Here is an 18,375-nt window from a genome sequence, read left to right on the forward strand (position 1 = left end):
GAGGAATGGATTATTTAGATCATCTTGAGGCAGAGGCCATTTATATTTTAAGAGAGGTCGCGGCGCAGTTTGAGAAACCTGCCTTGCTATTTTCTGGCGGAAAGGATAGCATTACTTTAGTGCACTTAGCAAAAAAAGCCTTTAGGCCGGGTAAGTTTCCTTTCCCTTTGGTGCACATCGATACGGGACATAATTTTCCGGAAACAATTGCTTACAGGGATTGGCTGCTGGAGGAGATTGGTGAAAAGCTTATTGTTGGTGCTGTTCAGGATAGTATTGACCGGGGTAGGGTTATTGAAGAGCAGGGGAAGAATGCCAGTAGAAATGCGCTGCAGACGGTAACCTTATTGGATACCATTGAACAGTATGGCTTTGATGCTTGTATTGGTGGCGCAAGGAGGGATGAGGAGAAGGCGCGTGCCAAAGAACGTATTTTTTCGGTGCGTGATGCCTTTGGACAGTGGGATCCTAAAAGACAGCGTCCGGAGTTATGGAATATTTTTAATGGAAAGATTCAAAAGGGCGAAAATGTTCGGGTGTTTCCGATTTCCAACTGGACTGAATTGGATGTATGGCATTATATTAAACGTGAAAATATTAGCCTGCCATCGATTTATTTTGCGCACCAGAGGGATGTGGTATGGAGAAACGGCCAGTGGATGGCGGCTGCGGATATTTTACAGATAGAACCGGATGAGCTGGTTGCGCATAAGTCTGTAAGATTTAGGACAGTTGGCGACATGACTTGTACGGCTGCTGTAGAATCGGAGGCTACCGAATTGGATGCTATTATTGCCGAAATTAATGCCTCTACGGTGAGTGAACGTGGTGCCCGCCTGGATGACCGTGTCTCTGAGGCTGCAATGGAGGAACGTAAAAAACAAGGGTACTTTTAGGATATTATATAATGAACATACTGAAATTTATTACTGCAGGGTCGGTGGATGATGGTAAGAGTACACTCATTGGTCGTTTGCTGTATGATACGGATTCTATATTAGATGATCAGCTGGAGGCTATCCGACTGGCAAACCGCAAAAATGAGGATGGTACGGTGGACTTAGCTATTCTTACGGACGGACTGAAGGCGGAGCGTGAGCAGGGGATTACCATTGATGTGGCTTATAAGTATTTTCAGACGGATAAGCGGAAGTTTATTATTGCTGATGCCCCTGGACATATTGAGTATACCCGGAATATGATTACTGGGGCTTCTAATTCGGACTTAATAATTATTCTTATCGATGCGCGAAAGGGGGTTATTGAACAAACGAAAAGACATTCCTTTATTGCGAAATTGCTGTCTGTGAAGAAGGTGCTGGTCTGCATGAATAAAATGGATATGGTGGATTATGCGGAGGAGGTTTTTGAAAATATTAAAGCAGATTATCTTCAGCTTGCAGAAAATTTAGGCCTTCAGGGGGTTGACTTTCTGCCGGTATCGGCATTGAAAGGTGATAATATTGTGTACCCATCGGAACGTATACCTTGGTATGCTGGCCCTACATTGCTGCAGTATTTGGAGCAGCTGGAGTTGCCAGAGGATACGGCTGCTGGCTGGCGATTTCCGGTGCAGTGGGTGCTGCGCCCTCAGGGTGTAGACTTACCGGATTATAGGGGGTATGCTGGCCGTGTTATTGGCGACGGTCTTAAGGTTGGCGATCCGGTGCTTATTCTGCCTTCGGGGACTTCGAGTACGGTGAAGGCTATAGAGCTGGATCAGCAGGAGCTGCCTGCTGCCGCAGCAGGTCAGTCTGTGATTTTGCACTTAACGGATGATGTGGATATTTCGCGTGGCGATTTTATTGTCAGCGCCGCTTTTCCGCCACAGCAGCAACGTGTGTTTGAGGCTAATATCAGTTGGTTTGAGCATAGGCCGCTGGATGTGTCTCAGGTGTATTTGTTACAGCAGCATAGCCGCATTACAAAAGTTAAGATTGCGGAGGTACTTTATACGTTTGATGTACATACGCAGGAGCGTATTTACAACGAGCAAATTAAGCTGAATGATATTGGTAGGGTTAGCGTAGGTGCTGCTGCAGACATTATTTTTGACTTTAATTCTGAATTTCCTGCCTGTTCGCATGCTATTCTTATCGATCCACGAAATAACTTAACAGTGGGGGCGTTAATTATAGAGCATTAAGGGTTAATAGCGGAGAAATTAAATCTTTATATCTTTATATCTTTGTATCTTTTTTGGGATTTAAGGATGTAAGGATTTAATTTCTACTTCGTTCTTTATGCACTTTTGCACTATTATCTGGAGTGTGTTAAGAGGTATAGGTTTATTTCCTTGTTGAAGGCAAGTGGATCCTCCAAGTTTGGTAAATGTCCGGTTCCCGGAATTTCTATAAATTTTGATCCTGCTATTGCGGTGTGCATCTCCTCCATAACTGCTTTAGGGGTAATTTTATCCTCCTCACCTCGTAGCAACAGGGTAGGAACGTTAATCTTTGCTAATAAGGCGCTGCTATCCGTGCGCGAGGCTAAGGCCAGTTGGGTAGCGCAGATGCCGCGAATGGAATTCCTGCGTATACTGCTTTTAATAAATTCTACCAGCTCTGGATGCGCTTCTATACTCTTTTTTGCGAGTAGATTGTCTATAAAACCGAGCGCAAATGGTCTTCTACCGTATCTTAATAGCGCTTGGATGCTATCAAATCGTTTCTGTTTCGCCAAATTATCGTCGGCTTTATGTTGGGTGTCTGATAGGATAAGGCCGTTTATGCGATCGGGAATTAGTTCGTAGGTGCGCAGGGCTATATATCCGCCCATCGATACGCCACATAGAATAGCTTTTTCAATGCCTAGGGCATCCATAAATGAACGTAAGTCTTTCGCAAAGACATCAATGCTAAAGAAGCCGTGCCCATGGGTAGAAAGTCCGTGTCCGCGGACATCAACAGCAAGTCCTGTAATATTGTCTTCTAAAGATGCTAACTGCTGTCGCCATGAGTTTTTGTTAAAGGGAAAACCATGGATAAATAGGATGACCTGTTTCTCGGGTTCTGTCGCCTTTTTTATATAATATGAAACGCTAATATCGTCAATACGTACTTTGCTGCTACGAATAATCCTTTCTGCCATAAAAAAATGAAATTTTAATTCCGTAAATATCAGCAATATAGGTATAATGTTGCTTTTTTAGCTTAAAAAGCTTTGTTTTTTATAAAAAAGTATTGATATTTGCATCACCAAAACGGAAGGAACTACGGTTCTGAAAGTGACGGAAGCCGCGCTCATAGCTTAATTGGATAGAGCACCTGACTACGGATCAGGAGGTTAGGGGTTCGACTCCCTTTGAGCGCACCGAGAGGGTTTTCTTTATGAAAACCCTCTTTTTTTGTCGTTAAATTTCCTTTTTCGGCCGGGATTCTTTGGGAATAAGGTAAGTTGTAAAAATTTGTACGGGGTACTGCTTAAATTTCTAGGTCATTCAATGGATTCTTGTACGATTTTTACTTTGAGACGTTCTGTTTTTAACTGCTAAATTAAATATTTACACCATAACCAAATTTTTACTAGTAGGATATAAATTAAAATAGCATTACGGTTTTCCGTAATGCTATTTTAATTTTATTGTTTATCATTACATGTTGTATAAACTAATATGAGATTTAAGATTGTAGTATCGACAGATACAGTGAACAGGCTAATGATACCAATTAATTACCAATATCCGTTGTCATCCGCGATTTACCGGATTATGGCTAAAGGGGATAGGCAGTATGCTGATTTTCTTCATGAAAAAGGTTATGGAAAAGGTTTTAAATTTTTTACGTTTTCAGCTATAAATTGTCCTTTTAAAATTGAAGGTGATCGTTTGCTTTTGCAACATAATGAGTTGTCATTTGTCGTGTCATTTCACTTACCAGAAGCGGTACAATATTTTGTTCAAGGTCTTTTTTCATCTGAGAGTATAGTTATTGCAGATAAAAAGTCTAAGGTTTGCTTTAAAGTTAAAGCTATAGAAGCATTACCTAACCTTTTGGCTAGTTATGGCGAAAATCAAATTTTGTCCAGAACTTTCGCTCCGCTATCACCGTTGGTGATAGGCTTAAAAAACGATGCTGGAAATTATGATTATCGCTCTCCGCAGGATGTGGATTTTATTTCGTCGCTTATCTATAATTGGCGTGAAAAGATTAAAGCTTCTTATGACGACGTAACAGCGCAATCCGCCTTTCTATTTGCGACAGTGACGTATAATAGGCTTCCGCCGAAATCCCGGTTAATTACCATTAAAGCTGATACGCCTGAAGAAACGAAGATCCGTGGTTTTGTAAATTTTAAGTTGGAAGTGAAGGCAGAACGGAGGTTTTTGGAATTGTTGGGTAATGCTGGCGCAGGCTTGTATAATGGGCAGGGGATGGGACTCCTTGAGATTGTTGAAGATTAAACATGCAAAGTAATGATAAAAGAACTAGTAAATTTTACTGACACCTTACCAGAAGAGTTTAAAAATCTAGGTTCTCTTCCTAAAGAAGGCTTACATATTCTAATACATAAGACGCTTGAAGCGCAAGTTTCTAGTATTAATATGAGAGATTTTCAACATGAGATATTCTCCAAAAAAACGAAAGATGCACCTAGTTTATTTTTAGAAAATTGTAAACTTTTACATCAAAATGCTTGGTGTATCGATACAAATAAATGTTTTGATTTACCTACAAAAGCAATTCATACATGCTCTCCCTTTGTAGTCGCTTTTAAAAAGGAGCATTTAGAAGGAGGAGAAAAGTATAAAGAAAACGCAAAAAGTAAAAAAAAGCAAATCTACGAACGCTTTGCGAATTACTTTACCAAATCATTTCAATTATTTGATGACGAATCCGAACAAGAAGCCTATGATGTTTTTAAGCATTTTTTTACCCAAACTCATTTCTCGAGTATCTTAGAAAAAATAGAAAGTGATAATCAGAAACAAAGGAAGGTTTTAATTGCAAAACAGGAGTCGATAAAGGCAAGTAATAAAGATAGTAACGATAAAATTGAAAAGGAACTATTTAAAACTCAACTTCAAGAATTGGATCAACAGTTGTTAAAAGTTAGAGAACTTACAGATAAAGATTATATTATTTTTTATCTCGATGAGCCTTTATCCTCCTATAAGAATGTTCATAAAAAGTATTTAGATGATAAATTGTTCAATACGGATAAGTATAATACGGTTCCTGATGGGGAAAGTCTAATATACGGGACAAGCAATTTTATGAATGGTTTTAATAGCAATATGCCATTTTTAATGCATCAAACAGCACCATTTGATATCTCTTGGCGTATATCAAATGTTGAAGCTAAACTACTGAATGAGTTTAAAAACCTATTACCTAATCGGACAGTTCCTAATCCTTTGCCAATTTTCGTTTATAAGGATGAGTTACAACAGCAAGTCATCGGAATTTTTAGAGAGAGTGGTTTTAAACTTTCCTTCAAAGAGATTTTGGATAAAATGATCCTTGAAAATGTCGATGATATTGGTAATTACTACTTGCTATTTTGGCAAAATACTGTAGATGGTATTGTCTTTAAAGATTTTGATTTCGTCAGCAAATTTGACTATAAGATAGATCCTCCCCTAAAAATAGATAATCTGTTTGAAATTAGTAAAGGAGAAGGTAAAGGCTTAAAACAATATGCTTTGCTGGAAAACATCTTCCAATTTGAACAGATTATTTTTAAACCTTTAATCCAAAGTAAATGGTTGCGAGTCGATTATTTTGCAGATTTAAGTAAAGAAGATTATGTGGGCTTAGATCTTACCTATTTGTCTTTTTCAAAATATAGAAAGGCCATATATGATTTTGTCTACAAGTCTCAACGCCAACTTATTGATAAATATGTCTTTGATGAGTTAGTCTTTAATGCCATTAAGGATGACGTTAAAAAATCTAATGTTTATGGGATTAAAAAAAAATTAAATATATGGTATAGTGCGCAACATTTTTTTAATAAACAAAAATCTAAAATAAATATGGGAAGTAAACTTAAAGATTACCAAAGCTTCGTCGATGAGGTCGTTGCCGAAGAAGGCTTTTCAGGGGATGTTAACGATAGATATTTTGCTTTTACTGCAGGTATGGTTATAGATTACCTTATTAGTAAAAGCAAGTCTGCAGATAATAGTTATCAGCTTTTAGAGCCATATTTACAGCAATCAAAATGCAATGAATTCAAGAAGGCTATTGCGAATGATGTAGCTCGCTACAAACACGTCAATTTCTCTCGTAATTTCGAACGAGCCGCAGCCTTTGTATTAAGCTATGAGACCGAAGCTAATATAAAGCATTTACTACCTGAAATACTCTCTGGGGTATTCGCTAAAAACCAATTGTTTAGTTCGATTAAATCAATATAATAAAAGCTATGAGCACGACTTTTAAAAACCGCGTATACGGTGCAGCAATAATCAAATCGATTAATTCTAATTATAATGCAGACTTTTCTGGACAGCCACGTAAACTGCCTAACGGAATTGTCTATGCCACAGATAAAGCCTTGAAGTACACTATTCGAAATTACTGGAAAAATGCTTTAAATGAAAATGTGTTCTACTTCAAGTCCTTGAGTGAGAATATGGCGCCTAGAAGTTTAGACGAGACGTATTTGTTACATTACAAGGAGTTTAAAAATGAAAAGGATAAAGATAAATCAAAATTGCGGTTGGAGGTTTTAGGCAATTTATTAAAGAATATTGATGTTAAGCTATTTGGTGGCACGTATGCTGGGAAAACGAATATTTCCATTCATGGTACTTGTCAGATTACACATGGTTTAAATAAGTTTTCTGAAAATGTAATCTATTCGGAGCAAATTATGTCTCCATTTAGAAATTCGAATGAGGGGAGTGCTGATAACACCATGACGACTTTAGGCTCTCAATCCCGATTGGAAGAAGGGCATTATGTACATCATTTTTCTGTAAATCCAAAAAATATAACCGATGATATTGCTCGTGTCGATGGAGAAGGATTGACTATTGCCGATATTGATAAATTAAAAGAGGGTTTACGTAAAGGAGCAACCTATTATGATTCTGCAGCAAAATCAGGTACTGAAAATGAATTGTTATTATGGGTGGAGCTTAAGGAAAATGCAAGAACAGTATTGCCTTCATTTGTTGGTTTAATCGAGGTTAATGATAACAAAGAAATAGATCTCTCTAACGTACAATCTTTACTGAAAGAAGCACATATTGCTGCCGATATTCATAAAATTGAATTGTACTATAATAAAGCTTTGACTAAGGTAATACATCAACCAGAAGGAGCTTTAGTATTTGAAATTTAATTGAAGTATTCCTGAAGACTTTAATTCTTCAGAACGCATTTAATCTGTTGGCAACACATATATGAAATTAGTATCTATAGATTTACAATCAGAATTTGGGTTTTTTAGAAAACCTGATACCAATAATACGATTAATCTGTCGTATAATATTATCCACAAACCTGCTGTTTTGGGTATTTTAGGTGCTATTTTGGGTTTGGACGGTTACAAGGAAAAGGGAGTGCTGCCCGCATATTATACGCGCCTAAAGAATTTGAAAATAGGGATTGAACCGTTAAATCACGATCGTGGTAATTTTGCTAAAACAAGTATTCGGTATAGTAATACAATTGGTTATGCAAATAAAGGGGCCAACTTCCTGACGGAAGAATTGACGCTGATTAGTCCTGCTTATCGTATTTATATTTTATTAGATGAACAAGATGACCTCCATACACAGCTTCTACAGCAGCTTGCTACTGCTCAGGCCACGTATATTCCATATTTTGGTAAAAATGAATTTACAGCTTGGTGGGAAAGGGGAAGCTTTAAAGAATACAATTTTCACCTTGCCAACGAAAATCGAGGTGAAAGTGTTGAAATTAAAAGCATTTTTGAGAAAGTATATACCTTAAAAGATGAGCAAGAAGTGGCGTATCCAGACTTTTTAGAATTCGATAATCAAGTTCAGACGTTTATTTATTTTGAGCGCTTGCCTTTGTCTATAAATGAAGTATTAATGCAATATCAACTTAGCGACTTTGTGTATTCTACATATAAAATTAAGAAAACAGAGCAACTGAAAGATCTGTATTATCTGAATGAACGGAAAGGTTATGTTCAATTCTTATAAAAGTGTTAGAAGCTTTCTAGCTGAAGCTTCCCCGTTACATACGTATTTGATTAACGGGGAAGTTTATTGGGCTCATAAATCTAAGGATAACAGGTCGCAGCATGCTCCGGAAACGCTGGCTGACCATGTAGATTTGGTGAATACTTATTTTGTTGATTTGGTTGATAAACATCATTTAGATGCTGTAATCGATCGGCTTATTTTTAATTATTTGACCGATTACGATATAACTGATAAAAACATCGGCAATGAGGTTAAAAAACTTTTTATCAACAGTATTTATTTTCATGATTTTGGAAAGGTAAATGAGAATTTTCAAGTAGTTAAGATGACAAATCCTCATTTTCATGAAAAGTATAAGAAAGAAAGTCCAATCCTTAATACCCACGCCCCGCTAGGCGCCTTTATTTATCTGGCCAAACATATTGACGATCTACTTAAAGAAAAAGAAGGCAAAAATTTGTATTTTCTAGTAGCCACCGCATTCTATTTTTCCTACAGTATTTTCAAGCATCATGCTTATGAGTTGAATGATAACTTAATAAAGACCTTAAGTATGGCGAATTTATTTGCCAATAGGGATGAGAAGGAGATCAGAGATTTCTTGTCTACTTATTTAGATGCCTATCAATATGATATTCATCCAAATGTCATCTCTCTATTAGGCAATAGAAAATTTTTAGAAGATAATATTCTGAAATTTTTTTCTAAATCAAGTGTCGCCTTTGTATTAATAAAGTTGAATTTTTCGCTGCTTACTGCTTCGGATTATTTGGCGACTAACGAGTATTTAAGCGGTTTACCGCCAGTTGATTATGGTGTTTTAACCAAGAGTCGGATTGATGAAATTTATGCTTACGCAACAAAAACGGAGTTTCTAGATCAGGAACATCATAAAATTAATTTTAATGCACATACCTATTCAGATTTGGAAGGGTATACCCTTTTAGGTCCAAAGGAAATGTCAGGTGCTAATCTGAATATATTGCGTAAGGAAATGGGGATTGAGGTACTTCGAAATATACGTGGTAATTTAACTAAAAACCTATTTTATATAGAAGCACCGACAGGAGGAGGAAAGACAAATCTGTCTATTTTAGCTACGCTTGAATTATTGAAAGAATATCAAGGTAGCCTAAATAAGGTGTTTTACGTTTTTCCTTTTACGACTTTAATTACACAAACGTATTCAACATTAGCAGAGACATTGGGTTTAGCTTCAGATGAGTTGGTGGAATTTCATAGTCGGTCGGGGATTGCGGAGAAGAATGATAATGATGCTCTTTATGGTAAGGATAGGATTAATTATATAGCCAATCTATTTGCACATTATCCAATAAGTTTATTATCGCATATTCGCTTTTTTGATATTTTAAAAACAAATAAAAAAGAAGCTAATTATTTGCTTCATCGCTTGGCTAACTCTGTTGTCGTTATCGATGAACTCCAAAGTTATAATCCCAGCCATTGGGATAAAATTATTTATTTTATAAAGTACTACGCCAAGGCTTTTAATATTAAGTTTATTCTAATGTCAGCTACTCTTCCTAAGTTAGATAAACTTGAGGTATTGAAAGAAAAGGTGAATGATTTTGTCTATTTGATACCTGAAGCACGTCAAAAGTATTTTCAAAATCCTAATTTTTCCGAACGCGTAAAATTCAATTTTGAATATTTTGAACGTTCAGATTTGCAACTCGATGAACTGATGGATCGTGTTATACTAGAATCACAAGCTTATGCTAACGAAGATTATGGAATGGCAAAACCTAAGGGTTCGGTCTTTACCATTGTTGAATTTATTTATAAACAATCGGCAAGTTCCTTTTATGAACTGTTGGGCAAACATCAATTCTTTGATGAAATATTTGTGCTCTCCGGATCTATTTTAGAACATAGAAGACGTTATATCATTGATTATTTAAAGAGTAAGCATAATCGTACGAAAAAGATATTACTTATAACAACGCAAGTTGTTGAAGCTGGTGTTGATATCGATATGGATTTAGGATTTAAGGATCGATCACTTATAGATTCAGATGAACAGTTAGCTGGACGTATAAACCGGAATGTGAATAAGCATAACTGTAAACTATTTCTTTTTAACTATAATAGGGAAACTACTATTTATGGCAAGGATTCACGTCTAAAAATAACAAAAGAAAAAATCACTGTTGCTCAGTATAAAAAAATTCTTGAATCTAAGGATTTCGATCTGTTATATGATTTAGTTTTAAATGATCGCAATGTTTGGAATAATAAGGAGCTTTTTGTGAACTTTAATGAGTATCAAAGGCACATCGAGGGTTTGAGATTTACCAAAGTACAGGAACAATTTAAATTAATAGAAACAAAAAATATAGCGTGTTTTGTTCCATTGGACCTACCTATATTCTTACCAGCCATTGTCCATGATAATAAAAAAGCATTTTTTAATGATATAGAGTTGAAATTTTTAGCTAATAATCGAATTTATCCATCAAGAGAAGGAACTATTTCTGGTGTTCAAGTATTTGATCTATATATCGATATTATTCATAATCGAATTGATTTTATGGAACAAAAAATTCGTGAAAAAGTCCTTCAAAGTATACTGTCTAAATATGTTATTTCCATGTTTTCTTCTGATAAGATTGAACAACAAATAATTCATTTCAGTGATTTAGAAAAATCTAAATATGGGTATCAATATTTGGAACGTTGGAGGGATTTTTATAATGTAGAAAGGGGGCTGGATAAGCTTGCATTTAATGGTATCGAAGAAACTCAATTTTTATAATTATGCTGATTAATGCTACACATATAAATCTCTATCACATATGCAAGCGTGAATTATGGCTGCATTATCATGGTATACGCATGGAACATAGCTCCGATATAGTGGCTGAGGGTAAATTAATCGGAGAAACTTCTTATTCAGATCGTTCCGAAAAATATACGGAACTGCAATTGGGGAATGTGAAAATTGATTTTTATGATGCCCGTAATAAAGTAATACATGAGGTCAAGAAGTCTGATAGGGTAGAGGGGGCACATATTGCTCAGGTAAAGTACTATCTCTATCGTTTACAGCAGGTAGGTGTAGCTGGGGCTACAGGCATTATTGAATATCCTAAGTTACGCCAGCGTGAGCGAGTTTTATTAGTCGAGAGCGATGTGCTGCTAATTCAAAAATGGGAAACTGATATACAACAAATTTGTGAAAGTGTTGCTTGTCCCGATGTTATTCATGCGCAGATTTGTAAATCCTGCAGTTATCAAGATTTCTGTTATGTCGGAGAAGAGGATTAAATTTTTATAAAAGTTAAAGGATGAAAAAAACATACTATCTATTCAATCCAGGGCGTATGAGCCGAAAGGATAATACGTTGAAATTTGTTCCTTTAGATGAAGATGGAAAAGAAGGTGTTCCTAAATATATTCCCGTTGAGGGTGTTTCAGACCTCTTCTGTTTTGGAAGTTTAGACGCGAATTCTGCCTTGTATAATTTTCTTGGAAAGGCTGGAATTGCGGTACATTTTTTTGACTATTATGAACATTATACAGGGTCTTTTTCTCCAAAGGAATATCTCTTAGCAGGGAAGATGCAGATAGAACAAACGAAGCAATATATAAACCCGAAGACAAGAATTGTTATTGCACAGAAATTTGTCTCAGGTGCTGCTTTTAATATGACGAAGAATTTGCGGTATTATATTAATAGAGAAAAGAATTTGACTCATCTTTTAGAAGATATAGATCGCTATGCGAGATTGATAACAGATGCTAAGGCTGTGGATGAACTAATGGGTATCGAAGGAAATATCCGACAAACGTATTATAAGGCTTTTGACGATATCATATCTGCTGATTTTAGAATGGGGAATAGAAATAAAAGACCACCTAAAAATGAAATTAATGCATTAATTTCATACGGGAATATGCTCTGTTATACACTCTGTTTGAGTCAAATTTATCATACACAGCTTAATCCAACAATTAGTTTTTTACATGAACCTGGGTATAGGCGTTTTTCGTTAGCCTTGGATTTAGCGGAGATTTTTAAACCTTTACTGGTCGATCGTTTGATTTTTAGGTTATTGAATAAAAAGGAAATTCAGGCGAAGGACTTTGATCATCAAATTAATAGTTGTTTATTGAAGGAGTCTGGGAGGAAGACTTTTACGCGAGTTTGGGAAGAGCGTATAAACGAAACATTTAAACATCCTGTGTTGAAACGCAATGTTAGTTATAAACATTTGATTAAACTTGAATGTTATAAATTGAGTAAGCATATCTTAGGTCTGGAAGAGTATAAACCTTTTAAAGCACGTTGGTAATATGTATGTAATACTCGTTTATGATGTCACAGATAAAAAGGTGACTAAAATGCTTAACCTCTGTCGACGCTACCTTAATTGGATACAGAATTCGGTGTTTGAAGGTGAAATTTCTGAAGTGAAACTGCAAGAACTTCTAACGAAAGCCAAATTGTTTATGGATAATGAAAAGGATAGCATTATTATTTTTAAGAGTAGGCAGTTAAAATGGCTTGAGAAACAGGTTATTGGAAAGGAAAAAAATGAGCTCGATACCTTCCTTTAGTTGTCGATGATACAATGTATTCCAAATATCGCTCTTTGACATCTTATTGTTAATTGTAGTTAACTGATTTTTAGGCTTTTATATAGGTTGTCGATGCCTTGGGTAAAATCGGTTATTACTGGTCGACTAATTTTGAACTGCTAAAGGATAATATGTATCTTTGTTTTGCCTGCTATAGTAGGCTTTTTTGCCGTTAAACATACGGCCTTTAATCGTACCATGTTGGAATTGAAATATATCCAAAGGTACCTGGATGATGCGCCCGGATCTGGCCCTTTAATCGTACCATGTTGGAATTGAAATTGTAATTCTTCCTGGATAACGGGCAAAGCTAAAAAGCCCTTTAATCGTACCATGTTGGAATTGAAATTACACAACGGTAACGAATTAATTATCGAGGGACACAGACCTTTAATCGTACCATGTTGGAATTGAAATATGGATATCTCTAGCGGTTATAGCGGAAATATGGAACCTTTAATCGTACCATGTTGGAATTGAAATTTAGTGTGAATCCACTTGTAGACCTAGCGAAGTTATGCCTTTAATCGTACCATGTTGGAATTGAAATTATAGTAGCACTGGTTTTATAATTCTTATCTTTCTCATCCTTTAATCGTACCATGTTGGAATTGAAATTCATAATCCCAAACTTTCACTACATCCCCCACTTTCCTTTAATCGTACCATGTTGGAATTGAAATACCACTCCAATAATTCTACTGCTTGTTCGTGTGTAATCCTTTAATCGTACCATGTTGGAATTGAAATATGTATAGCCCCAGGCTTGCAGCTGTCATTATAGGGCCTTTAATCGTACCATGTTGGAATTGAAATTCAAAACTGGTATTACTAGCGTAGTATGGTAATAGAACCTTTAATCGTACCATGTTGGAATTGAAATACAACTAAAAAAAGAAAGGAGGAAAATAAGAAAAGGCCTTTAATCGTACCATGTTGGAATTGAAATTTGCCCACCTCGGCCGTAATTTTCATATCCTGCGTAACCTTTAATCGTACCATGTTGGAATTGAAATAGGGACGATATATTTATTGGGGTGCAGGTTCTTTCCTTTAATCGTACCATGTTGGAATTGAAATTCAAGAAACGTTCGAGCGTGTGCCGTGGACCTTGCCCTTTAATCGTACCATGTTGGAATTGAAATTATTTTTGATATTAGGGTGCCGATCGCTAGCCCGGCCTTTAATCGTACCATGTTGGAATTGAAATTCCAGCAGGACCACCTGGGCCCAAAGATCCACATACCCCTTTAATCGTACCATGTTGGAATTGAAATTATTAATTTACCTTTTACCTTTACCTTTTATAATTTCCTTTAATCGTACCATGTTGGAATTGAAATATTTGTAACTGCTCCGATGCCAGGATCATCGGACTCCCTTTAATCGTACCATGTTGGAATTGAAATTACAAGACGCGCCGTACATTGCGCAACGCGCTTACACCTTTAATCGTACCATGTTGGAATTGAAATTCTACATATCTGCCTAGAAATTTATTTATAGGGGTTACTTTTAATCGTACCATGTTGGAATTGAAATCATAGAGGGCGCCCCCGGATAGCTGCTGGAGCTTGATCCTTTAATCGTACCATGTTGGAATTGAAATTCTGCCCATTGTTCAACCTCTGTTAAATCAGCATCGCCTTTAATCGTACCATGTTGGAATTGAAATAAAAACCAATTACCGCCCCATTTACTCGTCGCGGCCTTTAATCGTACCATGTTGGAATTGAAATCAAATAATAATTACAACGATTCTGCAGTACTGCAGGCCTTTAATCGTACCATGTTGGAATTGAAATAGGTCCGCCTGGGCGAGTTCTCCGGATCGTTCGATACCCTTTAATCGTACCATGTTGGAATTGAAATTTGAACAAGACGTCCATCACCCTGACCCATTGGCACCGCCTTTAATCGTACCATGTTGGAATTGAAATATGTTTCAAGTTTTGGCTGATAGAGAATTCTATCTTTCCTTTAATCGTACCATGTTGGAATTGAAATATTAATTAGGTTCGACCAAATACAGCAATTGGAGCAACCTTTAATCGTACCATGTTGGAATTGAAATGTTCCAGCACGAGGTCGAGCGGATAAGGGTCAGGCACCTTTAATCGTACCATGTTGGAATTGAAATCTATGGCAAAATGTAGAATTACAAACCTTACACCGCCCCTTTAATCGTACCATGTTGGAATTGAAATCTACCCTGGAACGCATCGATATTTTAGCATCGGATGCCTTTAATCGTACCATGTTGGAATTGAAATACGTGGCGTTATGCTTCAATTTGGTTTAGTTTCAATCCTTTAATCGTACCATGTTGGAATTGAAATAGGATCTGCGGGAGCTCCTCAGGCTGGAACAAGGTCCCTTTAATCGTACCATGTTGGAATTGAAATATAAACTTAGGGGCCTTCTCCAGGTTCGACGACCGCGCCTTTAATCGTACCATGTTGGAATTGAAATTGGGATCAATACGGGTTTTACTGTTTACCTCGCACACCTTTAATCGTACCATGTTGGAATTGAAATATGCTTTTCAGACGTTCGCCCGTACGGTCGTATATCCACCTTTAATCGTACCATGTTGGAATTGAAATTAAGGTTGTCTAATTTTACATAGGCTTCCACAAACTTCCTTTAATCGTACCATGTTGGAATTGAAATGTTTGGCTTTATAAAGATGGTGTAAAAGTATCTCCCAACCTTTAATCGTATCATGTTGGAATTGAAATTTTACGAAGCTCTTAATTTATGGTGTGACGACAACAACCTTTAATCGTACCATGTTGGAATTGAAATACTTTCGGTTCTATCGGTGTTATGTTAAGCTACTTGGCCTTTAATCGTACCATGTTGGAATTGAAATTGCGAAGCCGCGAAGCCGCCCAAGCGCTCGCCGTCTTCCTTTAATCGTACCATGTTGGAATTGAAATCTTTGGGAGCAGAAAAAAATGGATGACATACTGGAAACCTTTAATCGTACCATGTTGGAATTGAAATTCCTGTCTAATAAGCTGGTTTTGTTGTTAACCAATAACCTTTAATCGTACCATGTTGGAATTGAAATTTTCATTCAGCGCGCGATACATTTGGAACTGTTTTTCTTTTAATCATACCATGTTGGAATTGAAATAAGTTTCTAATATAAACTTCTATATCTCGAATGTCACCTTTTAATCGTACCATGTTGGAATTGAAATTCCTTTGTAAATGTTTCTGGAGGAGAGGCGGCAGAGCTTTTAATCGTACCATGTTGGAATTGAAATAAAAGTTGGGTTTGTAATTACATTGCCTACTGTTTTTTACGATCTTTTGTGAACTTCCTTAAGGTTGAGCTTGAATCTTCGCGCTGCGCCCTCATTCATTTTAATTAATTAACATAAGCTTGTAAAACGAATAACGGATTATGGTGTTTATTGGTATGCAGTGGGTTAATTGTTTTGGATATATATAAAGGATAGAAAGTATAATACCTAATAAATTTATCAACTATGAAGAATGAAAAGCGAATACAAAGAAATGAGGTTGACCAGTATGTTATAGATAACAGCCAGAAGACTATGACCACCAATGATGGTGTGCCTGTGCAGGATAATAACAATATGCTGAAAGTAGGAAACAGAGGACCGGCCTTGCAGCAGGATCATATCTACCTGGATAAACTGATGCATTTCGATCGTGAACGAATTCCCGAACGCGTGGTTCATGCCCGTGGATCGGCAGCACATGGTATTTTTGAGGCTACAGCGGATATTTCGGAATTCACAACGGCGGATTTTTTGAAAAAAGGTAAAAAGACGCCTGTATTTACTAGGTTTTCTACTGTAGCAGGATTTAAGGGTTCTACGGATTTAGCTAGGGATGTGCGTGGTTTTTCAGTCAAGTTTTATACCGAGGAGGGCAATTATGACTTGGTAGGAAATAATATTCCGGTTTTCTTTATTCAAGATGCGATGAATTTTCCAGATCTTGTGCATGCTGTAAAACCGGAACCTAATAATGAAATGCCACAGGCAGCTTCGGCGCATAATACTTTTTGGGACTTTATATCGTTAATGCCTGAGTCGGCACATATGTCGTTGTGGGTCATGTCGGACCGCGCCATTCCACGAAGTTTACGTATGATGGAGGGCTTTGGTGTGCATACTTTTAAATTTATTAATCAAGAGGGGAAGGCTACATTCGTTAAATTTCACTGGAAACCGCGCTTGGGTGTGCGCGCTGTATCGTGGAATGAAGCGCAGAAAATTTCTGGTTTCGATTCGGATTTTCATCGTCGTGATTTATGGGAGGCCATTGATGGGGGGGATTTCCCGCAATGGGATTTGGGGGTTCAGCTTATACCTGAGGCGGATGAAATGAAGTTTTCATTTGATATACTAGACCCTACAAAACTTATTCCCGAGGAGCTTGTTCCGGTACGTATTATTGGTACGATGACTTTAAATCGTAACCCGGAGAATTTCTTTGCAGAGACTGAACAGGCGGCTTTTGATCCGGGGCGTTTGGTTCCTGGCATTGATGTTTCGGATGACCCACTGCTGCAAGGTAGAATTTTCTCCTATATGGATACCCAAAATTATCGTCTGGGAGGGCCAAATTTCCACGAGTTACCAATTAATCGGCCCATAAATGGGAAATATAACAACCAAAAAGATGGTTTCTCTCGTTTTGATATACCAAAGGGTGCCGTGAGTTACTTTCCGAACAGTAAGGCCGAGGGTTGTCCTTTTCATGCTAAACTCAAAGGGGAAGGTGGTTATCAAAGTCATGCGCAGAAAATTGATGCGGCAAAGGTTCGTGCTCGCGCTGACTCTTTTGCAGACCACTTCACGCAGGCGCGCTTATTTTTTAATTCCCAAAGTCCAGAAGAACAGGAGCATATAGTTCAGGCATTTAGCTTTGAATTATCGAAGGTGGATGATGTGGATATTCGCCGCCGTGAGCTGGCGATCTTATACCAGGTGGAGAAAGGTTTAGCTGAACAAGTTGGTCATAACCTTGGGTTAACTCCTCCAAAGGAGCTGGATCCACTGACCCTGCAATTTGCGCGTCAAAACCATCCGCAGTATCCAATACAGCCGAAAAAGCCTGAAATTCAGAAATCGGATGCTTTAAGTATGCAGATAAAACCTGGTGAGGGAACGCTGCAAACATTGAAGATTGCCTTTTTGCTGGATGATGGCGTTAGCAAGGCCTCGGTGGATACAATGAGAGACGCCCTAGAAAAAGAGGGCGCAAAAGCTGTGTTAATAGGTTCGCATGTGGGGAAATTGAAGTTTCTAGAGGGGGATACCGAAGATATTCAACATACTTTTCTTACAGATGCTTCTGTATTGTATGATGCTTTTTATACACCTGAAGGTGATTCTGTGGCGAAGTTAGCCGCAAATCCCGATTATTTACAATGTATTAATGAGGGCTTCCGGCATTGTAAAGCGCTTGCATTTGCGCCGGGGGCAGAGTCGCTCCTTAAACATACCTTGGTTAAAGAGGATAAGGGGGTGATATTAGGCAGTAAGAAAAAGCTGATCGACGATTTTATAAATGTGGTGAAAGGTTATCGGGTATGGGAACGTGAAAAATCTAGAAAAGTGCAAGCGTAGTATACTGTTTACAACCCTTTAATGAGGGTC

Annotated in this window: 12 protein-coding genes, 1 tRNA gene and 1 CRISPR repeat array; of the genes, 12 read left to right on the forward strand and 1 reads right to left on the reverse strand. The window is 37.3% G+C overall.

What is annotated here, in order from left to right:
- Positions 1-5 precede the first annotated feature (5 nt).
- Positions 6-896, forward strand: coding sequence for a sulfate adenylyltransferase subunit CysD (gene cysD / locus ACL9RF_RS04005; protein ID WP_422799301.1), 891 nt, complete (start codon positions 6-8; stop codon positions 894-896).
- Positions 897-907: 11 nt separating this feature from the next.
- On the forward strand, positions 908-2,146 hold the full coding sequence (locus ACL9RF_RS04010; RefSeq protein WP_422799302.1) for a sulfate adenylyltransferase subunit 1: 1,239 nt from the start codon (positions 908-910) through the stop codon (positions 2,144-2,146).
- Between the two features lie 113 nt (positions 2,147-2,259).
- On the opposite strand, the gene ACL9RF_RS04015 is transcribed toward ACL9RF_RS04010, so the two are convergent.
- The gene (locus ACL9RF_RS04015) at positions 2,260-3,090 is read right to left on the reverse strand and encodes an alpha/beta fold hydrolase (protein ID WP_422799303.1); all 831 of its coding nucleotides are present in this window, start codon (positions 3,088-3,090) and stop codon (positions 2,260-2,262) included.
- A gap of 148 nt (positions 3,091-3,238) precedes the next feature.
- Here ACL9RF_RS04015 and ACL9RF_RS04020 point away from each other — a divergent pair.
- From ACL9RF_RS04020 to ACL9RF_RS04065, 10 genes are all read left to right on the forward strand, one after another.
- Positions 3,239-3,312, forward strand: a tRNA-Arg gene (locus tag ACL9RF_RS04020).
- A 301-nt stretch (positions 3,313-3,613) separates the two neighbouring features.
- The gene (gene cas6 / locus ACL9RF_RS04025; protein WP_422799304.1) at positions 3,614-4,402 is read left to right on the forward strand and encodes a CRISPR-associated endoribonuclease Cas6; all 789 of its coding nucleotides are present in this window, start codon (positions 3,614-3,616) and stop codon (positions 4,400-4,402) included.
- 12 nt (positions 4,403-4,414) lie between these two features.
- On the forward strand, positions 4,415-6,361 hold the full coding sequence (locus ACL9RF_RS04030; RefSeq protein WP_422799305.1) for a hypothetical protein: 1,947 nt from the start codon (positions 4,415-4,417) through the stop codon (positions 6,359-6,361).
- A gap of 8 nt (positions 6,362-6,369) precedes the next feature.
- Positions 6,370-7,293 carry a type I CRISPR-associated protein Cas7 gene (locus tag ACL9RF_RS04035; protein ID WP_422799306.1) on the forward strand — a complete coding sequence of 308 codons (924 nt, stop codon included), beginning with the start codon at positions 6,370-6,372 and terminating at the stop codon, positions 7,291-7,293.
- Between the two features lie 61 nt (positions 7,294-7,354).
- Entirely contained in the window at positions 7,355-8,125 is a 771-nt protein-coding gene (gene cas5b, locus ACL9RF_RS04040; protein WP_422799307.1) for a type I-B CRISPR-associated protein Cas5b, read from the forward strand.
- Positions 8,094-10,904, forward strand: a complete 2,811-nt coding sequence (gene cas3 / locus ACL9RF_RS04045) for a CRISPR-associated helicase Cas3' (RefSeq protein ID WP_422799308.1) — start codon at positions 8,094-8,096, stop codon at positions 10,902-10,904. Before cas5b ends, cas3 begins: the two co-directional genes overlap by 32 nt.
- A 2-nt stretch (positions 10,905-10,906) precedes the next feature.
- Positions 10,907-11,416 (forward strand): CRISPR-associated protein Cas4, encoded by a 510-nt coding sequence (gene cas4 / locus ACL9RF_RS04050; protein WP_422799309.1) that lies wholly within the window; start codon positions 10,907-10,909, stop codon positions 11,414-11,416.
- A gap of 20 nt (positions 11,417-11,436) precedes the next feature.
- Positions 11,437-12,444 carry a type I-B CRISPR-associated endonuclease Cas1b gene (gene cas1b, locus ACL9RF_RS04055; RefSeq protein ID WP_422799310.1) on the forward strand — a complete coding sequence of 336 codons (1,008 nt, stop codon included), beginning with the start codon at positions 11,437-11,439 and terminating at the stop codon, positions 12,442-12,444.
- Position 12,445: 1 nt separating this feature from the next.
- The gene (cas2, locus tag ACL9RF_RS04060) at positions 12,446-12,709 is read left to right on the forward strand and encodes a CRISPR-associated endonuclease Cas2 (RefSeq protein ID WP_422799311.1); all 264 of its coding nucleotides are present in this window, start codon (positions 12,446-12,448) and stop codon (positions 12,707-12,709) included.
- Between the two features lie 205 nt (positions 12,710-12,914).
- A CRISPR array of direct repeats spans positions 12,915-16,005; the repeat unit is 30 nt; unit sequence CCTTTAATCGTACCATGTTGGAATTGAAAT.
- 225 nt (positions 16,006-16,230) lie between these two features.
- Entirely contained in the window at positions 16,231-18,345 is a 2,115-nt protein-coding gene (locus ACL9RF_RS04065) for a catalase (protein ID WP_422799312.1), read from the forward strand.
- Positions 18,346-18,375: the final 30 nt, after the last annotated feature.

It is taken from the genome of Sphingobacterium sp. Mn56C (assembly GCF_049319645.1).
GTDB lineage: Bacteria > Bacteroidota > Bacteroidia > Sphingobacteriales > Sphingobacteriaceae > Sphingobacterium.